This window comes from Photobacterium kishitanii, assembly GCF_003026355.1.
Lineage (GTDB): Bacteria > Pseudomonadota > Gammaproteobacteria > Enterobacterales > Vibrionaceae > Photobacterium > Photobacterium kishitanii.
Genome location: NZ_PYON01000006.1, coordinates 206220 through 228220 on the forward strand (window position 1 = coordinate 206220; position 22001 = coordinate 228220).

General features: G+C 40.2%; 18 protein-coding genes. 1 reads left to right on the plus strand and 17 read right to left on the minus strand.

The window, feature by feature from the left end:
• Nucleotides 1–6 precede the first annotated feature (6 nt).
• The 16 genes from C0W29_RS09440 to csrD all read right to left on the minus strand — a co-directional run bounded on the left by C0W29_RS09440 (nt 7) and on the right by csrD (nt 18832).
• Nucleotides 7–4098 (minus strand): DUF6701 domain-containing protein, encoded by a 4092-nt coding sequence (locus C0W29_RS09440; RefSeq protein ID WP_107174189.1) that lies wholly within the window; start codon nt 4096–4098, stop codon nt 7–9.
• Nucleotides 4095–4538, minus strand: coding sequence for a pilus assembly PilX N-terminal domain-containing protein (locus C0W29_RS09445; protein WP_045042539.1), 444 nt, complete (start codon nt 4536–4538; stop codon nt 4095–4097). Before C0W29_RS09445 ends, C0W29_RS09440 begins: the two co-directional genes overlap by 4 nt.
• Complete coding sequence (locus tag C0W29_RS09450; protein ID WP_052671621.1) at nt 4528–5289, minus strand: PilW family protein; 762 nt, start codon at nt 5287–5289, stop codon at nt 4528–4530. The genes C0W29_RS09445 and C0W29_RS09450 overlap by 11 nt, the downstream gene beginning before the upstream one ends.
• A complete protein-coding gene (locus tag C0W29_RS09455) occupies nt 5289–5888 on the minus strand; it encodes a type IV pilus modification PilV family protein (protein WP_045044946.1) in 600 nt (199 codons plus the stop codon). The genes C0W29_RS09450 and C0W29_RS09455 overlap by 1 nt, the downstream gene beginning before the upstream one ends.
• Nucleotides 5885–6334 carry a prepilin-type N-terminal cleavage/methylation domain-containing protein gene (locus tag C0W29_RS09460; RefSeq protein ID WP_045044947.1) on the minus strand — a complete coding sequence of 150 codons (450 nt, stop codon included), beginning with the start codon at nt 6332–6334 and terminating at the stop codon, nt 5885–5887. Before C0W29_RS09460 ends, C0W29_RS09455 begins: the two co-directional genes overlap by 4 nt.
• Nucleotides 6335–6424: 90 nt before the next feature.
• Nucleotides 6425–6898, minus strand: coding sequence for a type II secretion system protein (locus tag C0W29_RS09465; RefSeq protein ID WP_045044948.1), 474 nt, complete (start codon nt 6896–6898; stop codon nt 6425–6427).
• Between the two features lie 3 nt (nt 6899–6901).
• Nucleotides 6902–7507 carry a prepilin-type N-terminal cleavage/methylation domain-containing protein gene (locus C0W29_RS09470; protein WP_045042535.1) on the minus strand — a complete coding sequence of 202 codons (606 nt, stop codon included), beginning with the start codon at nt 7505–7507 and terminating at the stop codon, nt 6902–6904.
• Between the two features lie 272 nt (nt 7508–7779).
• A complete protein-coding gene (locus C0W29_RS09475; RefSeq protein ID WP_045042534.1) occupies nt 7780–9000 on the minus strand; it encodes a type II secretion system F family protein in 1221 nt (406 codons plus the stop codon).
• A complete protein-coding gene (locus C0W29_RS09480) occupies nt 8987–10723 on the minus strand; it encodes a GspE/PulE family protein (RefSeq protein ID WP_045044949.1) in 1737 nt (578 codons plus the stop codon). Before C0W29_RS09480 ends, C0W29_RS09475 begins: the two co-directional genes overlap by 14 nt.
• 3 nt (nt 10724–10726) lie before the next feature.
• Nucleotides 10727–11818 carry a tetratricopeptide repeat protein gene (locus C0W29_RS09485; RefSeq protein ID WP_045044950.1) on the minus strand — a complete coding sequence of 364 codons (1092 nt, stop codon included), beginning with the start codon at nt 11816–11818 and terminating at the stop codon, nt 10727–10729.
• Entirely contained in the window at nt 11815–12663 is an 849-nt protein-coding gene (locus tag C0W29_RS09490; protein WP_045044951.1) for an ExeA family protein, read from the minus strand. Before C0W29_RS09490 ends, C0W29_RS09485 begins: the two co-directional genes overlap by 4 nt.
• Nucleotides 12664–12666: 3 nt before the next feature.
• Nucleotides 12667–14313, minus strand: coding sequence for a pilus (MSHA type) biogenesis protein MshL (gene mshL, locus C0W29_RS09495; protein ID WP_045042530.1), 1647 nt, complete (start codon nt 14311–14313; stop codon nt 12667–12669).
• Nucleotides 14314–14327: 14 nt separating this feature from the next.
• Complete coding sequence (locus C0W29_RS09500; RefSeq protein ID WP_052671622.1) at nt 14328–14651, minus strand: hypothetical protein; 324 nt, start codon at nt 14649–14651, stop codon at nt 14328–14330.
• On the minus strand, nt 14644–15282 hold the full coding sequence (locus tag C0W29_RS09505; protein WP_045044952.1) for an MSHA biogenesis protein MshJ: 639 nt from the start codon (nt 15280–15282) through the stop codon (nt 14644–14646). The genes C0W29_RS09500 and C0W29_RS09505 overlap by 8 nt, the downstream gene beginning before the upstream one ends.
• Nucleotides 15282–16751, minus strand: coding sequence for an MSHA biogenesis protein MshI (locus tag C0W29_RS09510; protein WP_107174191.1), 1470 nt, complete (start codon nt 16749–16751; stop codon nt 15282–15284). Before C0W29_RS09510 ends, C0W29_RS09505 begins: the two co-directional genes overlap by 1 nt.
• A 137-nt stretch (nt 16752–16888) precedes the next feature.
• Nucleotides 16889–18832 (minus strand): RNase E specificity factor CsrD, encoded by a 1944-nt coding sequence (gene csrD / locus C0W29_RS09515; RefSeq protein ID WP_045044953.1) that lies wholly within the window; start codon nt 18830–18832, stop codon nt 16889–16891.
• Between the two features lie 139 nt (nt 18833–18971).
• Here csrD and C0W29_RS09520 point away from each other — a divergent pair, with 139 nt between their 5' ends.
• Entirely contained in the window at nt 18972–19871 is a 900-nt protein-coding gene (locus tag C0W29_RS09520) for a LysR family transcriptional regulator (protein ID WP_045044954.1), read from the plus strand.
• Between the two features lie 16 nt (nt 19872–19887).
• Here the strand turns inward: C0W29_RS09520 and C0W29_RS09525 are convergent, their stop codons facing one another.
• Entirely contained in the window at nt 19888–21357 is a 1470-nt protein-coding gene (locus C0W29_RS09525; protein WP_052671625.1) for a phosphoethanolamine transferase, read from the minus strand.
• Nucleotides 21358–22001: the final 644 nt, after the last annotated feature.

Sequence of the window (22001 nt, forward strand, 5' to 3'; positions counted from 1 at the left end):
ATTTATTTACTCTATGGGTTGATTGAGGCCTTTTTCTGCTCGATAAATGATTCTATCGTTACCACGGTAACTGCCAAAGGTCACCAACCCTGATGGATCCTCATCACCAACACCACGCCAGTTAAATGTTAACCATGGCTGATTTGCCATTTTATCTTCTGTACAACCAATATTACTCGCAGGCTGAGCGGCTATTCGTAACCAAAACCGTAATTGTTGCTTTATATAGGCTTCATTTTCACCAATGCCAGGTAATACCTGTAGCGAATTATTTTGACCTTGCGAGACACTATTGTTGGTTGCGACTAAACTGGCTTTATCATGCGGTTTAGAGGTATAGATAATTTTCTTACATGACCACTGACTATTAAATCGCGAGCGGCTATCGTCACTATTGATTATAAATTGCTTACCATTCCAATATTGCACTTTAAGTGGCATGGTTAACGGTTTATCAAACACACCATTGACATCTTGTAATACCATTCGGCCATAGCGACTACTGACTTGACCCGTAAGAGGAGCAATAGAGGCCGCCTGAGAAGTATTATATCCGCGTAACGGTAGCGTTTTAGCAATAAAATCCGTACAACCTAATGTCGAACATTGTGAACGTGGCAGTACCGACAAGCCCAATCCAACCTCATACGGACCATCTGCCGTTGTCACTTTCACGGTAGCATGAGTGTCATTTTTAGGTAAACGTTTAAATGTCAGCACACCATTGGTAATCGTTAATTGTGCTTGCTGCCACTGTTGCTGCCAATCATTAGCTAAATTAACTTGATCCAATCGAAAGCTGAGATCATTTATACTGGTTTGCGGATTAAGATCAACCGCTGTTAATAGCAATGTTTCTTTCAATTGGGGCGCAAATTTGCCGTAATTAAACGTTGGCTCACCAATAACATTTTGCGCTTCAACGGTCACATTGGTGGTAAAAGCTTGATCCATATAAGTGAACGGTGATGATTCAGTATGAGCATTGGTGATTACACTATCAATGATAACTAACTGCTTGGGGTAAAAACGTCCAATCGCACGCTGACTTGGGTTAACGGTCATACCAAGATAACTATTAGCGGTCATTTTTAACACCACACTGCCAACCTCACTCCAGCGCAAATTATTAAAAATCATTGCTGTCTTATCATGAGATCCACTGTTTGGTTGCGCTACAGTACCACTAAGATCACCTCGGTGGCCATTTACTGGTGTATCAATACCAGCAATCGAGGCTGTTAAAGTGGTAATCGGCGCACCATTGGCAAAAAAATTGGGGGTAATGGGTCGTTGGCAGTAAGTTTTATTTGTGACATCAATAGGGTTATTTAAGCTATCACCCGCCTGCCATTGCAATGGTTTAGCCCGCACCACAAACGCTTCTCCCGCCGCGACTAAACCATCGCCACTCGTCGCTGTACCAGTAAAACTGTCACCCACTTGAGGGCACATAGCAAATGTCCAAGGACGGGATTTTAGATTAGCTTTACCACTCAATCCTTGAGGTAGATCCGCCTTGGTGAGTAATCTCTTATTATGTTTTGATTTACTCTCAATTAAGGAACAAGTGTCACGAGTGCAATCAGCGTCATTAACGATTAACGCCAGCTCTCCAGCATCACGATAACGCATCGTTATTACTTCAGAAACACCGTTAGTAAAATCAACATTTAACTGTTCTACTTCAGTATTATCACTCACAACACCAACTTTAAATTGTCCTATTTTAGGAGCTAAATACTCGGTTTTAAACTGAAGTGATTTTAAGCCAGAATATTGTTCAATAACGCTATCATTAATATTTTCGCTATTAGCACAAGCAACAGCTTTAACTGTTACTGAAAACGGTTGACCAGCAATAATGTTATTGGTATTTGGTGTAACGCTAAACCCACCGGGAATAAAACTGTATTTTCCAGATGGTTGTTCACCAACCATATTAGCAATCGATGCCGTAACAGTTACCGTTTCAGCACCATTGGGTTGTAACCAAATAACACTCCTTGAGTCACTCTCTTTCAGCACAAAAGTTGAGGTTCCAACACCAAATGAGGTCGCATTATTAAGCCCTACATTACGAGCCCATTTACCGCCTGTCGCAGAGCTAATGCTAAATGAAATATCGCCTTTAAAATCAGACTTACTGGCTCCAGCTTGCGAGACTAAAAACTCTATTTTTTGTGGCTCACACAAGGTTGATGTTGCTACGGTAGGAGTAATCGCTAATTGATATTCAAGTTGAGCGTCAAAACAGCCCGTTTGACCAATAATTTCAGTCCAACGATTATTTTTATTGCCTGCCATTAAAATAGCAGGTGCAGTAACGGCCCCCGTAATAATCGTTTTTTCATCTTTATTATTACCATTAGACATTGAGATATGACGCTCAGAATAAATTAATGCATGTAATTTACTTCCCTTACTTAAAGTAATTGAAGGTCGGTTTGGTGGCCCCTTTTCTCCATGAATAAAAATTTGTAAGTCATCTGCAAACACAGTATCTGCAGCTAATACTGCACCACGGCTAAGATCTAAATCTTGCAGATGTAGCTTAGTTCCCGCAGGAAATATTACTGGATCACCACCAGATAAATATAATTTTTTAAACCAATATTCTTTTTTATGGGGGGTTATTTTACTACGATCAAAATATTCACCATCATCCTTTGAGGGCCATGTCGGCAATAACATTTTTTGAGCGTAAAGTTTAGGGTACCCATCGGCAGCAAAACACTGCTGACCATTACAATAATCATTAGGTGCATAACTACTGCTAACACGTTCAAAACCTAATCGATAACGATCACCTACAAACGGCGCCCCTTTAATATTTACTTTATGAGAACCAGCAAAAATACCACCTGAATCTTGCCAGGTTTGTACCGGTCCAGGAAAAACATTACAGATCTCTTCAGCAACACGGCGCTGAAATGCCATAAAGCCCACTTCTTCATTAGCATGCTTACGTTCAGGGAGCTTATTCTCATTAAGATCTTCATCATTAACAAAACTAACCTGCAATTGCTTAGTTACCGCATTTGTCTCTACCTGACACAAACGTACCCAGCCCCCATTGGAGCCAAAACGCGAATTTTTAGATGCGACAAATAAAATCGGATTATTCTGCTGATCAGTAAAATTAAAGTTAGTATTTTTTAATGTCGTGAATCCCTGACATTGATCCAATACTGGCTGAGTGACTAACTCATTACCGCTATACTCTTCTTTTAAAGTATTGGGGGTGGCAGCAGAACCTAATGCAAATTGTAATCCACGATGGAAACCACTACCTTCAACCAAAAGATAACCAACCATCAATTTTTTATTGAGTACAGCGCCAGTTTCTGAGCTATCAACCCCTAAATAAAAATCGCCAAAATTATTGTTGTTACTATCGTTATTACGCAGCATTAATGGCGTAAACCAATTTTTTTCAATATGACTGTTATCATCATGAATAGAAGCAGACGGTTGAACCTCAACTATTGCCCCTGGATGATTAAATTGTTCAGGCAACGGTATTGAAATAAGTTTGCCATTTTTCACTAACTGATCGGCACTGCCTTTTTTGAGTGTTTGATTTTTATAAAGACTTTTAATACTGCCATCAAGGTTATGACTAATCTCTGTTTTAGCCGCTAAAATACGACCTTTATTACCTAATGCTATTTCACCTTCTTCCATGGCGAAATAAGCGATTTTCATCATTGGTATTTTATATAGCTCTAAATCTTTATCTGATTCCAAATCATCGTCGGGTTCAAATTCATCACCATCTTCAAGTTCTATTTTATCGCTAATCAGCGGATACACCTGCCGAACTTTAAATGCATATTTTCCTGTCGTTTTTTTATATATTGTGGTTATTTTTAGTGAGGATGGCGCATCTAAACCATTTTCAGTAATGGTTGGCATTAAAAAAACCAGTGGCTTGTGAGTAAAGTTTTTTTCTAAAATAATTTCACAGTCGTTCTCAATACAACCCTGTTGTTGCTTGACCGTATACTGACCAAAATCAAATACAGGTTCGCTAACTGCGGCAAAGCTCACCATCATAAAAAACACATAACCGCTTAACATGGTTATAAATTTCATCGCTGTAATCCCTTAACCCACACTTGTTGCTGGCGAGCCACTTGATATTGACCACTACCACAACGTCCTGTACTACTTAACTTAATGCGTCGGTCGGCACTAACCACAGTATTATCGTTAGCTGAAAATTCATCACATGTTACGGTTACGCGACAACCCTTAAAATCCACCAACGGGATCTGAGTAGGAATAGCTTCACAAGTTAACATTTGATTCGGATCACCAATCGGGAATAATTTATTTAAGCTAATTTCAATCCCGCTGTGAGCGGCAAACCATGCTCGAGTACCGAGTATTTCTTGAGTGGTGGTTACCGCTTGCGACGCATTAATTTTGATCATTGCAGCAGCCATCATCGACATCACAGTAATAATAAAAATAGCCACCACTAAGGCGCTCCCCGTTTGGGAAGCCAATGATGAAGAGTAATTACGGCGCATTCATCACCTGTACGGTATGGTTATAACGGCTAGTTTCACCATTACGAGTAAACGTTAATTGCCAAGCCACTAACGCGCTGCGTGCAAGGGCGGCATTGTCGAGCTCAAAAGCAGACAAATTAGTATCAATATATTGTGCCAGTAATATTGGCTGTGATTCGATTCCCGAATTATTGATGGTCATGCGTGTGAGGCTATTACTTTCAATACAGAACTTAACGCTATGAGTGTAAACATAGAAACGCTGTGCCAATGAACCACTGCCAAAGCGATGTTGACCATCAAGTTCAAATTGCCACTGATTGCTTTCAGTGCCTTTATTTATCGCTTTCACTTTAGCAGCTTGATCACTAACACCATCAAAATCCTGAGCTTTATGAGGGTTAATCACTAATATCATCTCGGATTGAAATTGCGGAGCTATTGTCTGAGTAATAAAACCGGTAATCACATCGATATTCGTTAGACTTGGGTTAACATAATCACCATTATATTGAATCGGCTTAAACGCCAAACATTGCCCATCACTAGTGATTTCAAGGCTATTTGGCACCGCATCACGTAATTCGCGACTTATTCTCTCAACCGCAAATCGAGCTTGGGATTGTAATTGTTCCCGATCGCGAGTTTGCAAATAGCCCTCAGTACCAAGACTGACAAAGCGGCCAATACCAATGGTAAGAATAGCCATCACCACGATCACCATGATCAATTCGATCAATGTAAATCCTTGCGAGCGCCGCGATAACATTAATAATTACCTCGATAAGCTGCAAATTGATAACGCCCATATCGGCCGCTATCAACCACCATATTGATACGCTTATAATTATGAGGGGTTTCTACTGCGATGGGATTAGGCGTATTAGTTAAATTGTTATCGTAAAAAACAGCCACCGTCACGGTAAAATGGCTATAGTCTGCTGCAATCGAATCACCGAGCGCATTACTCAACGCCTTTCCATTACCGCCGTCACAATGGGCACTCTTGCCCTGCCAACAGCCAATATAATCATCAACGCTCGAAAACTGTTGTCTATCCGTGGTTGCGACTAGGTTTAATGAGCATGGATTATTAATCACTTTACCCTGCAGATCTTGAGTATCATCACAGCGAATTTGCTCACCATTATCATCACTGTTGGCATCAAATTTACGCGCTAAAATTTCACTCATCATCGCATTCGCTAACGCTGCAGCTCGAGCTTGATAATGCGGCTGAGCTGATAATGCGATTTGCGGAAATAAAAAGCGGCTTAAAATAAGCATTGCCACCGCAAAAATGACAATCGTAATAATCATTTCAATTAGCGTAAATCCGCGCTGAGTTCGACGACCAAAGCAGGTCATAAACAAGCCCCCGCGTGAATGTAACCTTGCTGATTAATACACATTTTCGCGTAATTGTTATTATTAGCAGTAAATACAATCTCACATCCAGTCATGCATTGAGGCTCACCGTGGGCATGTAATGGCTGCCCAAGTAAATTAAAAACAATAATAGAATTTGGGGTAATGGTGACCTGATCATTTATGGTCGTAAGGTAATTGGTGGCGTTTTGACGAGTCGCACAACCGAATAACTGCTGATTAATCGTTAACGTTGCACAACCGCGTTGTTGCTGCATCGCCGTAATTTGAATTTGACGCGCAATAGCTATCGCTTGATCACGAGCAAGTTGGGCACTAAAGCTCGATTTACTGGCATAACGACTGGCAGCAGTAACTGAGATAATCGCCAGTACAATAATCACCATCACTAATTCAATTAAGGTGAATCCATGTTGTCGCGCCACAGCCCTAACCTTTTGTGATGATTATTTAGTGATGCTATTTCAAATAAAATAACATCACTAAATAGCGCTCCACAGAGCGCTAACTATTAGTTATGGTGTTTCGTCAGTTGAAGGCTTACAACCAGCGCCTGTTGTTGCGATTTTTGTTGAAGCAGCAGTAGTATCTGTTGCTTGAGTGTACGTTACACTACAACCAACATCAGTATTGCCTTTGTAAGTTAATACTAAACTACCTGCTGTTGGTGCAGGATTTGTAATTGCGACCCAATCAGAAAAACCAGTCATCGCAGCACCAATACCAGCCGATGTTGCTGCTGGATAGCCATAAACAATTGCAATATCATCTACAGTATCTGTATCTTTAGACTCAACGCCCTGAATCGCAGCCTTACCATAAGTAATCCCTGCCGCCCCATCAATTGCGCCTTTCAACCCTTGTAGTGATGACGCACGTGCATCATCTTGCAAGTTTAAAAACTTAGGTGCTGCAGTTACGGCTAAAATACCGAGAATTACAATCACCACCACCAATTCAATTAATGTAAAACCGTTTTGACGTTTCATAACTTAGTCCTTTCTCTGATGTAAATTCACTTCAACTCGACCTTGAGCCGGTATGTAAGTAAATGAATGCCCGGCAGTCACATTAATAGCGCCTGAGCGATGATTGCTAGCAGATGCTAACTGATAATATCGACACTGTTGATGCGCGTGTTGTCGTTCAACCGTGACGAAAAATATATATTTTCCCATTGCAACGTTGGCGATTAATGCCGTTGCTGGCGGTGGGATTTGTAATAAGTTCTCAATTAAATCAACACAGTCTTGGGCTGTTAATTGTTCAACATCCATAGTCGTGCTGGTTAACAATGCAAATGGATATCCAATTAATACCGAACTGTTAGTCGTTGCTGAGGTTAATCTAAAAATACTGCCGTCATAGTTAACCGTATTATTATCGTTAGGTGTTCGTGGGTGACCATCCGCTTCCCATTGCACCCGTGCAGAAATAACCGCCGTCGCAAAATTACCACTAATTGTTTCAATAGCGGCTTGTTTTGCTTGTTGAATAATATTAATAAATCGCGGTAACGCTACTGCCATTAATAAACCAATAACCACAATGACAATAACCAACTCAATAAATGAAAAACCTTTAGGTCGTATTGACAATGGTTATTCCTAACAACATAAACTGTCAAAAAACTATCTTAATAGTTTCTCACTTAGTCAAAATATTGCCAACAATTATTTGCAACCAATTAATATATAATAAGAAAACAACAATTAAATTCCAATTAACAATATTATTATTCTTTATTAGGATATTATTAATATTGTATTTAATAATAATAACTAGTAGATAGTTAATATAATCGTAAATAACAAATTAATATTTCCATCAATGATAATTAATAACGTAATCACCTTGGAATTTATAAATATTAGCCTGCATTGGCGACATCTAACATCCCCCACATTGGTAAGAATATACCGAGAGCCAGTAAGAGCACCATTGCCGATACCACTAATAATAATAATGGCTCGATACGAGCAGTTAAGGTCGTTAAATCATAATCAACTTCACGATCATAAAAATCGGCAGCCTCTAATAACAAATCATCTATTTGACCCGTTTCTTCACCTACCGCGATCATTTGCAATACTAGCGGAGTAAAAATATGCGTATTTGCAGCTGTCGTAGCAATACTAGTACCACTTTCAATACCAAGCTTCATTTCTAACAACCGTTGCTCTAAAAAACGATTATCTAATGCTTCGGCTGCCATTTTTAAAGCCTGATTTAGCGGTAACCCAGCACGTACCATTAACGCAAATGTACGCGAAAAACGTGCCATGAGAGCTCGATTGATAATACTGCCAACGATAGGCACTCGCAGTCGCCATAGATCCCACCTCTGTTGGCCAGCAATAGTATTACGCCACATTCGAACACTCATCCAAAGTGCGGCACTAATGGCGATCATTAATGGCCAATAATGAACAAATACGTTTGAGGTGGTGATCAATACCTTGGTCGGCCACGGTAAATCAACCCCAAACCGAGCAAACATGCCTGCAAATTGTGGAATAACCTGAGTATTCAACACCACCATCGCCAGTCCAATTGCAATGATGACAAACATTGGATAGCGCATTGCCGATTTAATCTGGCGTCGAGTATCCATCTCTTGCTGATAATAATTAGCAAGCTGCAATAAAGTTTGATCCAAGCGACCAGTATTCTCTCCAACATGGATCATGGAGACAAATAAATCAGAAAACACTCGAGGATGTTGTTTCATTGCTGCAGATAACGAATGACCATTGGTTAATTCTGTTGCGACTTCCGCTAACGTTGAGCGTAATAATGGATGACTAGCACTTTGTTCTAAGCCTTTAAAAGCGCGTAATAACGGCACTCCCGCCTTAGTTAAGCTGTATAACTGCCGACAAAAAATAACTAATACTTCAATCGGTAATGACCGTTGCCACCAACCACTAACAGCAAATAATGAGTGGTTATTAGGCGCCAGTTTGATCTCTAGTGGAATAATACCTTGGCGTAATAATTGATCGGCCGCCGCTGATTGGGTTAATGCTTCCAACTGACCACGCTGAATATTACCCTGTGCACCACGACCACGATAATTAAATAGTTTCATTGACTGGCAACCCAATATGGCAATCATCAAAATCACCTTCGGCTAAGATCATGACTTCATCTAAGCTGGTAACCCCAGCTAAAGCCAGTGCCAATGCCGACTCAACCAATGGTTTATAACCGTCACTTTCTCGTGCAATTTGGCTAAATAGCACCGCATTGTTATTGCGTAAAGCATCCATCATCGGTTGATCGATTTCTAATAATTCAAACACGCCAACTCGGCCTTTATAACCGGTAAAGTTACAACTTTGACAGCCTTGACCAAGCTTAAATACACTATGATCATCACCGAAATGGCGAGCTCGTAACCATAACTGCTGCTCCGCTTCTAATACTGCTACTTGAGCACAGTCGCGACACACTCGACGCACTAATCGTTGCGCTAATACAGCCCTTACCGCACTAGCGACCAGATAGCCTGGCGCCTGCATATCAATCATTCGTAAGGCACTATCAATCGCATTATTGGTATGCAAAGTCGATAACACTAAATGACCAGTTAAAGCGGCACGTAAACCAATTTCAACCGTTTCCTGATCACGCATTTCACCGACCAAAATCACATCTGGATCTTGGCGTAAGAAAGTCCGTAGAATCGAAGAAAAAGTTAACCCTATTTTATTATTCACCTGCACCTGATTGACTCGCGGTAAGCGATACTCAACCGGATCTTCTGCGGTAATTAATTTTTTACCGGGCTTATTCAGTTCATTAAGCGCCCCATATAGGGTGGTGGTTTTACCTGAGCCCGTTGGCCCAGTAACTAAGATCATTCCATGGGGACGTTTTAATTGGCGTCTAACCCGTGATAAAAGATCCGCGGGCATGCCGACATGATCTAAATCGAGAATTCCCGCCGATTGATCCAATAAGCGCATGACTACCGACTCACCATATTGAACTGGCATTGTTGATACACGAATATCAACCGAATGATCGCGAACTTTAACATTAAAGCGTCCATCTTGAGGTAAGCGCTTTTCTGATATATCAAGGCCACTCATCAACTTAAGTCGTAATACTAAAGCTGCTGCGACACTATTTTCGTTAAGTAGGGTCTCATGCAAAATGCCATCAATACGCTGTCGAATCCGCAACACATCTTCATCGGGTTCAATATGGATATCTGATGCCCCCACTTGCAATGCATCTTCAAATAATGAATTGATCAGCTTTACCACTGTCATCTCATCATTATCAGTATCTTCAATAGCAAACCCATAATGCTGTTGAGTTTTATGCTCGGCGTTAAGTTGCTCGGCAAATGAAGCGATTTCTTTAGTACGGCGATAATAACGATCAAAAGCCGTGATCAATTGCCGTTCGGGGGCAATCACAAACTCAATTTGATATTGCTGCAACTGGTTAAGTAGTGCTTCTTGCATCGCTAGATCGGCGGGATCACTCATCGCCACCCGTACCACATCACCACGATGGCTGATCACTAAAGCGCGTAAACGGCGGGCATGAACTTCTGATAGCAGGTTCACCACCTCACTATCAACCACAATTCGACTTAAATCGACCAACGGTATATCTAATTGGCGAGCTAAAAATTGCAACAGTTGTTGTTCACTGAGGAAACCCATTCCAATCAGCGTATCACCCAATTTACGCCCCGTGGTTCGCTGCTGAGTAAGGGCTTGATCCAATTGCTGCTGCGCAATAATGTGTTCATCAACCAACAGATCGCCTAAACGTTTACGTAATCGAATTTGCACCTGTTAGATCCTTTGGGTTTGTAACGCCATAATACGTTGTTGAATAAAATGTTGTGATGCCACTGATAACCCACCATGGGTTAATCCGTTTCGATAAGAAGTTAAGGCTGCTGTCTGTTGGTGGCTACGCTCTTGAGCAATAGCTAATCCCAGCCACCAGCGTCCATCGCTAGCATCATGTAATAACAATTGTTGATAGCTAGTCAGTGCTAAAGCGGTATTATTTAACTGCTGAGCAAGTGCCGCCCGCATCGCCAAAAAAGCGATTGAATCGACCTTCAACGGTTGTTCTAATACCGTTAACGCCGCTTGAAGTTGTTTTTCATTAACCAATAATTTAGCTAGCGTTAATCGCAATTCAGTATTCTGCGGTTGCTGCTGTAATCCTTGTTGTAACATTGCAACGGCTTGGCGATTATCACCACGACCATAATATAATGCTGCCAATTTTTGACGAGCTGCCACCCATTGAGGGCGATACTTTAACGCTGCTTCAAGATGAATAATCGCCTGACGACTATTCGCCTGACGCAATACTTTTTCCGCTTTACGATATTCAACCTCAGCTAACTGTGATGGTGTTAACGCCACTGTTTTTATCGATAAACTACTTGGTAATGGTTTCGAGACTAAAGCGACTTTAGCCTCTTGTGGAGGCTCTATCGCAATATCTTTCACTTGCTGCTCAGCTAATGCTTGTTGGTAACCACTGTCATAGCCTTGTTCATACGAACTAGCGAGTTCTTGTTCCATCTCGAGGGTTTCAATAGCAGGCTCAGCCTCTGGCATCGCCGTTAAAACAACACGATCGGAATCAGTTAGACTAGCGACAGCTTGGGGCTGTGCAGCCACGACAACGGTTGTAGCAACGGCTGCTACCGAAGGTGATGATGCAGGTGCAGGTGCAACAACTGCGGCTGACTGTTGTCGCCAATAACTCAGCGCAACCATTAACATTACCGCTATCAAAATCGCCACCACACCATACCACCAGCGTTTTTTAGGTAATGGTTTGATCGTAGCTGGCTGTAATACAACTGCCGCATCATGAGACTGCGGTGTTAACGCACTCAAACGACGATTTAATTCACTCATAAATATTTCCATCTCAGCCATCGCCACCACAACCGACTTGATTGCCGAGCCGCGACAGTATCAGCAATCGCTATCTTAATATCTTGCTGACAAACAGACTGACGCTGCTGGCTATAGGCTGCGAGTAATGCTTTATGGGCTAATTGATTAATCAATCTTGGAATACCACCACTCGCAAACCAAATCGCGCGCGCTTGGGCCACTGAAAATAATCCCAGCTTCCCCCCCGCGAATAACACTCGATGTTCAATATAAGCAACGGCTTCTGCTTCAGTTAATGGTAATAAAATGGCACGTAAAGTAATTCGCTGTTGCAATTGACGCAATTGATAATGCGCTAAACGCTGATCTAATTCTGGCTGACCAACTAACACAATATGGAGTAACTTTTCTGATTCTGTCTCAAGATTACCTAATAGACGGATCATTTCTAATGCGTCATCAGTCAATGCTTGAGCTTCATCAATAAGCACCACTACCGCACGTCCATTCGCTTTCCGCTGCAGTAATTGATCCTGAATATCGATAGTGAGTCGATGCCGATCAGCATCGATATTCAGTCCTAATTCATGCGCTAACGCCAGTTGTAACGTCACTCCACATTGCGCGGGAGTCGGTAAATACACTAAATCGAATTTTGCCGGTAAGCGATTGATTAACATTCGGCAAACGAGGGTCTTTCCGGTTCCAACTTCACCGGATACCTGAATAATGCCATCCCCCATTGCCAGTCCTGCTAACACCGTATCGATTGCAGTTAAATGAGTAGGCAAAGCATGAAATAAAGCGGTATTAGGCGTCAATAAAAACGGTGCCGAATGAAGCTCAAAGTGCGATAAATACATCGGCTACTTATCTTCTGGAAACCATTCATTAACCAATGCTCGTGAGCGTTCGATCTCTTTTTGCCAAGTTTGATCACTGATCACAGTTGGCTTCAATAAAATAACCAATTCGGTTTTTTGCTTCACTTTATTGATGTTACGAAACAGATTACCCACTATCGGAATATCACCTAACAACGGTACTTTTGATACTTGATCAGTCATCGCTGTTTTCATTAAGCCGCCAATCACTACTACGTCACCACTGCGAGCGTGAATAATGGAATCTGATTCACGGATAGTGCTTTTCGCCAATGGCAATTGATAAACCCCAAACTTTTCCCCTAGATCAACGGCTTTTATTTCATTTTTAATATCAACCACCGCGGGATGAACATGTAATAACACCCCGCCTTGATCATCAATTTGCGGCGTTACATCCAATGAAATACCGGAGAAAAATGGCGTTAATTCAATATCAGGAGCCGCAGTACTGTTATCTCCCGAAACATTACTACTCGAGACATTAGTCACAAAATATTCATCCCCCCCCACTTTGATCACCGCTTTTTGGTTATTAGCCGCAGTCACGCGTGGGCTTGAAAGCACATTAAGATCACCTTGGGTTTCCAGAAAGCTCAATACTGAAGTAAAGTTACCATCACTAATGGTGATATTAGTTTGACCGCCTAACAGGTTTGAAATGGCGTTACCACCCGGCAGTGCTGCAATTGCTGCGGCATCAACTATCGGGGTTGAACCCACAACAATATTAGTACCACCAATGCTACGGGTAATATTTTGCCAATTAATCCCTTGCTGATAACTATCATTAAGGGTCACTTCCATGATCTTGGCTTCTAATACCACCTGACGTACTAAGCGTTGTTGTGAAATACCCAAAAACTGTTTCACTTCACGTAATTCGTTTGGAAATGCCCGTACAGAAATTAAACCCGCTTGCGGTGATATCATTACATTACGGCCTTCACCGTGACCAATCATACCGCGTACCACTTTTTCTAACTGTTGCCAGAAATCACTTTCAGAAGTGGTTTTAATCGTAGTACCACCCGTTGTCGTGTTTACGCCCTCTGTCGTGTTGTCATCATCATTAGCACCTGAATTTGAATCAGAGCTATTGCCGTTGGCGATCGATCCCGTTGTTATCGAGGTCAACGACACCCCTTGACGCTGCAATTGTAAATAATCTACTGGAATAATATCGGTCCGCAAAGTAGCCGGAAACACCTGAATAATATTACCTTTACGGGTGACGCTATAACCATAAACATCATCGACAACATCCAGCACTTCATCAAGTGTGACATCTTTTAATTGCAAGCTAATCAAGCCACTCACACCGGGATGAATCACGATATTAAACGGTGTTCCTTGAACTAAACTAGAAAAAAACGCATTGGCATCAACATTACGCGCATTGACTCGAAAGCGTTTCTCTAAGGCTTGAGGTGTCTGAAAATCACTCGTATCCAATGTCGGCATCAAATCACTATTAACAGCAGCCGGTAACTCAAACATAGGTTGACTTACCGCATCATTCGCAGCTTGATTGAGTGCTTTTTTAATCGCCACTGGGGACTTATGTCCCATTTGGGTTGAACAGCCAACTAACGAAGCGATAACTACACCAAGAATGATCCGTTGCATATTTTTACGTACCTTCACTGCTTAATATCTGCGCTAAATAGTGACAATTGCCACTGTTTTTTATTGCGGGTTAATATCACTGAACTATCACTGATTCGACTTACGGTGTAGCCTTTTATATAACTACCAACCCTCACCGTTTGACCATTTAAAATGGCACGACAATGTTGCTGTTCACAAATAACACTTTGTAACTGTGGTAATGATGGTGCTGAAACAACTACTGATGGTGATTTTTTTTGCCACCCTAATGGTGCTGTTGGATCTTGCTGAGCCTGTACATTTACCGCATGCAATAAACTGCTGATCGCTAACCCTGCCACAATATATTTAACCACCAATAAAGTCCTTACTTTCACCTAAGGTATAGAGCTCAAGCTCGATTTTTGCCCATGGATATTGCATTACTTGATAGTTTAAATTGCGCCAATAATAATTAACGGGTAACGCTTCTAACTGAGTTAAATAGCGAATAACATCAAAATACTTTCCTTCAAACGTCATCCGTAAGGGATGAATATAATAACCTTGGTCTTCACCACTTATTAGCTGAGCTGCGGGTAATGACACGATACTCTGCAACCGCAATTCTTTACTGTGGCGCAACACTTGCTCAAGGATATTTGGCATTTGTGTCGGGGTAACTAAGCCGCCAATCTTTTGTTGTAGCTGTTGTACTAACTGAGTATTTTTTTGAGTCAGTTGCGCTATTTTAACCTCAATGTCTTTATTAGGATCTTGGGCTAATTGACGTTGCAATACCGTAATATTATTACGGATAGCAATAGCATTATTCGTCGTGGTTTGGACATTATTCATTTGGCTTTTCAGCTGTAACCATTGTGGTTCTAACACCATAAACACGCCAATAAAGCCGATCGCAACCCAACCTGAAATAGCTATCAGCCATTGCTCTCGTGATGACAAGCCACTGAATCTTAGTTGGCATTCAATCCAGGTTATTCTCATCAATTTGCCCCTTGTATGCGTTGGGCTTGCAATGTAAAAGTGACCTGATTGGTATCATCTCGACCAATATTGAGTAACTGGAATCGCCGCTCAGCCAACGTGGAATAACGATTAAATGTCCCTAACCAACCAGGTACTGCCTCCGGCGTTCGAGCAACACCGTTTAAATCCAGCGCATTACCTGAAATCGAAATACGTTCAATAGCAATATTGTTTGAGCCAGCTGCTGCAAGTTGGGTTAATACTTGGCCATAACCAACCATTAAACTTACATCATGATTAGCAACAGCCTTTAATGTCGATTGTTTAGCAATGATGTCTTGTTCTAAGGCACTAACACGCTGCTGCTTTATTGGGCTAACGATATGGAGCTGTAATTGTTTTTGAGTCAACGTTAGTTGGCTTTGTGCCGCAGTTAATTGGGCTTTACTCGATGCTAATTTAGGTGCTAACTGACGAGACTTATAGGTGTAAACGCCACTAACGACACTGATTAACACCATAAGAACTAACCAACTTGCCACCATATTATTAAGGGTTAACCATTGTCGTTTAGGTTGTAGATGTTGTGAGTAGAAATTAATTGAAGATGATAATCCTTGTTTAAGTCCCGCCCAAGCAACACGCGCTCCTGTGGAGGTTAATAATGACACCTGTGGTTCAAGCGCTTCGACAGTAACATTTAAGCGAACGTTTAATTCCTGCGCTAATTGGTGGTTATCATCATTATCACAACTAATTAATAACTGACTGATCGAATTATCACGTAATTGCGCACTAAGAAAATCCAACGAGCGCTGAAGTTCTAACGCTAAACTATCCAGTTGTAATGCTTGGATATCAGAGCTTGGGGTTGCCACGAGAGGTACATCAAACCCGCGCAGTTGGCGTTGAAAAAACAATTTATGTTGGCTAAATGCCGTTAATTGTAAATTGCCATTGCCATAGCGATGCACGACTAATTGACTGCGATTCTCAGCGGTAAATTCACTCAAAACCACGCTGTCAACTGTCATACAGCCAACACTACAGCCTGCAGATTGACAGGCTAAAACAATCTTATTCATTTGTTGACGATTGCTCACAAACACTTGAATACGATCATTATTTAAACTGCTAAAACCATCAACAACGATATCTTCTGGCGACTCATTAACTAAATCTTTAACCAGATAGGGCAGCGCGAGAGCCAATTCATCACCGCTCAACTCAGGCTTATCAATCAATAAACTTTGATATAGCCCCGGTCCTAAAATGATAGCAAGTTGACTACCCGCTAATTGATGCTTAGCGATCAACATTTCAATCGCACTTTGCCACTCGGTTACCGATGTAATTGACACTGAATCAACGATGACATCAGCTTCATTATCAGCAACTAAAATAACCGTGTCAGAAAACAGAGCAAGCGCAGCATTTAATATAGAATTTTTACGGAAAAAAAAAGGAGAAAGTAAGCGCTGGATCATGATAAAAGTAAGCCGAAAGTTAGAGCCGAATAACAGCTCGCACTTTAGGTAAAGAGTTAGTGCTTCACAATATTAATCTATTAAATGTAAGACCTACATCACTTTAAATAATACCTTTCACATTAACTCTTTAATAATTATACCTTTAAAGCATTTACAATTGGGGATATTGGTCGCTCAGCAGCAAAAAGGCGCCCTTGTGCAGCTACCACACCAAGCTGCTGTAGCACCCGCCATTCCTTATTGGTTTCAACACCGACAGCAATCACTTGGGCATCACTATTGGCACATGCTCCCAGCATACTTCGAACAAATAACTGATTCTCTTGCCGCTGATGAATATCACGTACTAGGCCACGATGTAATTTAATATAATCAGCCTTAATATCTTTAATATAGTAAGTACTAACTATAGTTCGCCCCGCTTGTGAAACAACAAGCTTACAACCAAGCCCTGTTAATACACGTAATATAGGCCGTATCGCATCAAGATGTTTCACCAACATACTTTCTGATACTTCAAACAATAACCGATTCAATACTGGACGTGGTAATTGTAATAATTCATCTCGTAGCCATTTAACAAATTTTTTGTCGCGTAAACTGATGGTAGTAATATTAACCGCGTAACTATTATCCGCCGATTGCTGCTTGAGCAACATTAAGGTTTGACTAATAACCGCCCGATCAAAACGCACCGAATAACCCACTTGTTCTACGGCGGACATAAAATGTGATGCTTTAATGATGTCACCATTATCATCGTTAATACGAGCAAGTAAGGCATAACTCATCACCTCTTCATCAACCGCCATAATAATCGGTTGTTGATATAATAGCGGCCCACCTTGCACCAACGTTTTATCAAACAAACTACGCCAGCGTACATTACCGCGCGATTTATCCCATTGATGATCTTTCTTAAAACTATTCCAGCTATTTGCGCCTTGTAACTGTGAACTACGTAAAGCGGTATCGACTTCATCCATAATCCGTCCACGGCGATCACCACCATGAAAATATGTCACTCCGATGTGGCACCAATTGTCTTGTTCCATCGGTGATGGTGGCGATATACGCTCAACGGCATTCAATAATTGATTAGTAAATATTTTAATTTCTTTGGCGGGTTGCTGGGGAATAAGAATCGCAAATTCAGCATCAAAATAACGTGCTAATACCGTATCTGGAAAACGCTGAATAAAGTTAGATAAAATTACGCTGATATCTTGTAGCAACTCATCTGCAATCGTTTTTCCCTGCAGAGAGCACAGCTCATCCCAGTCACTTAAACGCAATAGAATTACCGCACCATGGCTATCTTGATCTTGCACCATTGACTGTAAACGGCTATCAAATAACACACGATTAGCAGTACCCGTTAATTGATCTAAAAAAGTGTGAGTACGAATAAACGTATCAAACCGACTCCGTTCTTGACGAGCATCTTTAAGTTCACTAATTAATTGATCAAGGGCTAAACTCGCTGTTGCTGGCCACTCATAATCATTGCCTTCAGCATATTGATCGACGCGACCAGCTAAAATCATTCGGCCACGCTCTTCTAATAATTCAGAACCATATAATTGCGTACGTAGCCAATGCACACCTCGAATTAAGCCGACGATTACAATCAGCAGTGCTAATGAAATTGATGACATCGCTCCAAGGGAATAGGTAAATTCACTATAAAGTGGAATTGCCGCAATTGTTACTTGATAGCGAGGATGCAATGGCAGTAAGTATTGATGATGATACAGAATATTAGGATCAGGAACGATTTGATGACCTTCAAAACCAAACAGCTGTTTATCACCATCATTAATCGTTAACGTCACCACATTGCTCGCCTCTAATAACGTCGGCAACCAACGCGATAACGCCTGAGATCCTTGAGGCTCAGAAAGCTCTTGATCAATAACGCTAACAACGCCATCAAGATAATGCACTAATGAGTCTTGGCCGAGTTTACGAAAACTCAAGGCTCCGCCAATAAAAATAACTAAAATCGCGCAAATCACGATCATGGTAACAAAGGCAACTAAGCGATTTGTTAACTTCATCCTTGAGGCTTTTCTCATAGCATCCTTATTTCATATATGCCATTAATATCAATATGTAAACGTCAAAACGATCTTAATCATTTTCTCATCGCTAAGCATACGCTACATTAGACCAGTTAATCGATTATTAATATTGTAACAAAGGAATAATACATTTATGGATTGGATCACTTGCGCGAATAGCTTTATTACCGTGGTAGAACACGGCTCATTGGCGCAAGCCGCTAATAAACTCAATACTTCCAGCTCCGCATTATCAAAACGATTATCTTGGTTAGAAAAACAACTTGGTGTACAGCTTTTAAAACGCACCACTCGCCACTTAACCGTGACAGATGCAGGCCAATTGTTTTATCAACGCAGTGCATTATTGGTCAATGACTGGCAACAGATGCTGGCAGAAACAACCGCTACCTATGGTGAGGTCGGCGGAATATTACGTATTGGCGCCCCACTAGCAACAGGCAGTCGCTTATTAGTCAATTACTTAACTGAATTTAGTCAATGTTACCCAAAAATAAAAATTGAGCTCCATACCGTAACTGCAGGGCAACTTCCCGATCTCAACCTCGATGTATTTATCAGCAGAGAAATCACTGAATTTAACTCTTGCAGCTATATAGCAACTAAACTGCTGAATTATCGTAATGGTTTTTATGCCGCCCCTGCCTACCTTGAAAATAATGAGCCAATCACTACCCCCGAGCAATTATGCCAGCATAATTACCTATTATTTGGCGATCAAGGTCATCAACAAGATCATATTTTTGAGCATAATCAGCGACTGCGATTACAAGGCAATTTTATTACCACCAATCCAGAAGTACTGGTTGCGGGTGCTGTTGCTGGAATGGGGCTAATTTTAACCAGCCGCCAAACCATCAAACGAGAATTAGATAATGGCTTACTCGTCCCTGTACTACCGACATTAAAGCAGCCTACAAATGCAATTTATGCTTACTACCCCAAATTAAATTATCATCATGTTAAAACGAAATTATTTATTGATTTCATTAAACAAAAATCGGCAACGAACTCATTAAGCACTGAGAAATAATGTTAATAAATACCAATTAATGCTGTTTAATAATTTCATCTGGATCATTTTTTAATGAGTTAAAAGGCACCATTTTATTACCGCTCAATACGTGAATGTTATTCACTCGAGGTGACTGATAAACACTGAATGCTGGCAATTGAGTCGTTTTAACACCGATCCAGTTGGAAAAAATAGACATAAAATCAAAAGCACTTATTTTTTTATTCAGCATAGTATGCTGCTTAATATCACTGGCTATTTCAATCAATGGGACTTCATAATTTTGTTTATATAAATCACCATGGACTAATTGTGTTTGCCCTTTAACAGTGCTGACATTATCAAGGCCATGATCTGAAAAATAAAATAATGAATAACTTTCTTGAGTCGATTTTAAATCATTAACTACCGCTTTAATAATGTTATCTGTTTGATTATAAGTAGATAAATAACAGGATAAATCTTTATCTTTCAAACCATATATGTCTTTTTTAATTCGATCACAAAAATTTTCATGTGATCCCATAATATGCAATACAATTAATTTAGACCCATTATAAGGCTGTGCTAATGCCTGCTTAAATAACGGTAGTAATGCATAATCACTCGTATTATTAGTTAGAAAATTACCTTTTTTCAAAAATTGTTTTTCTGCTGCATGCATCGCTATTACTGAAACAGCTGTATCATATTTTCCAATAAAACCTTGATTTGATAGCCATATTGTTTTCATTTTAGCGGCATTGGCTAACGTAATTATATTATTAACCGGATGTAAATCTAATCCGTTACTGATACCTAAAGTTCTTGGTAATGATACTGCTGTATGGGATGCTGTCGACAAATAACCATTAACTAATATTGCCGGTGTTTGAGCTAAGAAAGGAGTGGTATTAATCGGGTAGCCATAAGCAGACATATAATCTTTACGCATGCTCTCACCAATGATTAACACATAATTTTTATACTTCGGCTTGGCACTTAAAACCGTCCAATTAGCCGCTTGGTGAATACTGCTCCTGATTGCATTCATCTGGGCAATGTAATGCTCAGTACTGATATAAATATGATTAACAAACAAACTTAAAGAAGAAAAATAAAGGCAAACCCCACCTAATAAAACAGTAGATTTATGCCATTTAAATACGAATTCAATCCTAATTAAATAATAACCAAATACGATTAGCAAAATAGCGTTTAATAGCCATACTTTTATTGGCACCGCTAATAAAAACTCAATACTTTCACGTTTAGTGGTTTCAACTAACGATGCAATAATACCTATATTAGGATGACCATAAATATATCCAGACTGAAAATATAATACTGCAACAAAACCAATTGGAAATATAAACAACCATTTTAACCAACGTTTAGACGACAAAAAAATCAATGCTAAAAATAAGCATCCACTTACTACAATCATTTCATTGCCATTATATCCAACCCCAATGGTAAGTAATAAAGATAATAAAAGAGTAATAACGACATTTAAACGTTTCATAAATACAACAAGATATATAGTGATAATAATATTAATAGTTTAGCTTAGGTATAATATTTTTGATACACAAAAAAACCCAGCAATAATGCTGGGTTAATAGATATTAGTAAGCTAAATATAATCGCTTCTTTTTTCGGGATCTAGAACGGTAATAAAGGTAAAAATACTAACCAATCAGTGAGCGTGTGAGTAAGTACCGAATAAAAACCCTTATTTTATAGCAGCTTATCACAATAAGATCTCGAATCAAAAAAAACTATCTTTACACTTTTTATTTTTCGTAAGAAAAGAGAACATAAAAAAAGAAATTGAGTAACTTTCCATGTTTATTCTTACACTTTAATTAATAGAAAAAGAGTGCTTATTAGAGTCCTAGAGGTAATATCCAGCTACTGAGTTACTACATGCCAATTTAACTCCATTATCACATTAACGAACATCGAGTGGCTTGTATCACACTTCGCGTAAGCGCTCACTTTTATGCGCTATACACATCGAACCAATAACGGATACAACCTTATTCACCAGAGTGCTTTGATTTATTAAACTCATTAGTGGACATAAACATGTTAGATCTAGCTCTAATATAGTAGTAAGACAAATAGTCGTGATCAGAAGCATGTGATGACAACCCAACTAATTTT

Coding starts and splice junctions, on each gene's coding strand:
- C0W29_RS09440 (WP_107174189.1), bottom strand. CDS start 4,098: ATGAAATTTATAACCATGTTAAGCGGTTATGTGTTTTTTATGATGGTG.
- C0W29_RS09445 (WP_045042539.1), bottom strand. CDS start 4,538: ATGCGCCGTAATTACTCTTCATCATTGGCTTCCCAAACGGGGAGCGCC.
- C0W29_RS09450 (WP_052671621.1), bottom strand. CDS start 5,289: ATGTTATCGCGGCGCTCGCAAGGATTTACATTGATCGAATTGATCATG.
- C0W29_RS09455 (WP_045044946.1), bottom strand. CDS start 5,888: ATGACCTGCTTTGGTCGTCGAACTCAGCGCGGATTTACGCTAATTGAA.
- C0W29_RS09465 (WP_045044948.1), bottom strand. CDS start 6,898: ATGAAACGTCAAAACGGTTTTACATTAATTGAATTGGTGGTGGTGATT.
- C0W29_RS09475 (WP_045042534.1), bottom strand. CDS start 9,000: ATGAAACTATTTAATTATCGTGGTCGTGGTGCACAGGGTAATATTCAG.
- C0W29_RS09485 (WP_045044950.1), bottom strand. CDS start 11,818: ATGAGTGAATTAAATCGTCGTTTGAGTGCGTTAACACCGCAGTCTCAT.
- C0W29_RS09490 (WP_045044951.1), bottom strand. CDS start 12,663: ATGTATTTATCGCACTTTGAGCTTCATTCGGCACCGTTTTTATTGACG.
- mshL (WP_045042530.1), bottom strand. CDS start 14,313: ATGCAACGGATCATTCTTGGTGTAGTTATCGCTTCGTTAGTTGGCTGT.
- C0W29_RS09505 (WP_045044952.1), bottom strand. CDS start 15,282: ATGAGAATAACCTGGATTGAATGCCAACTAAGATTCAGTGGCTTGTCA.
- C0W29_RS09510 (WP_107174191.1), bottom strand. CDS start 16,751: ATGATCCAGCGCTTACTTTCTCCTTTTTTTTTCCGTAAAAATTCTATA.
- csrD (WP_045044953.1), bottom strand. CDS start 18,832: ATGAGAAAAGCCTCAAGGATGAAGTTAACAAATCGCTTAGTTGCCTTT.
- C0W29_RS09520 (WP_045044954.1), top strand. CDS start 18,972: ATGGATTGGATCACTTGCGCGAATAGCTTTATTACCGTGGTAGAACAC.
- C0W29_RS09525 (WP_052671625.1), bottom strand. CDS start 21,357: ATGAAACGTTTAAATGTCGTTATTACTCTTTTATTATCTTTATTACTT.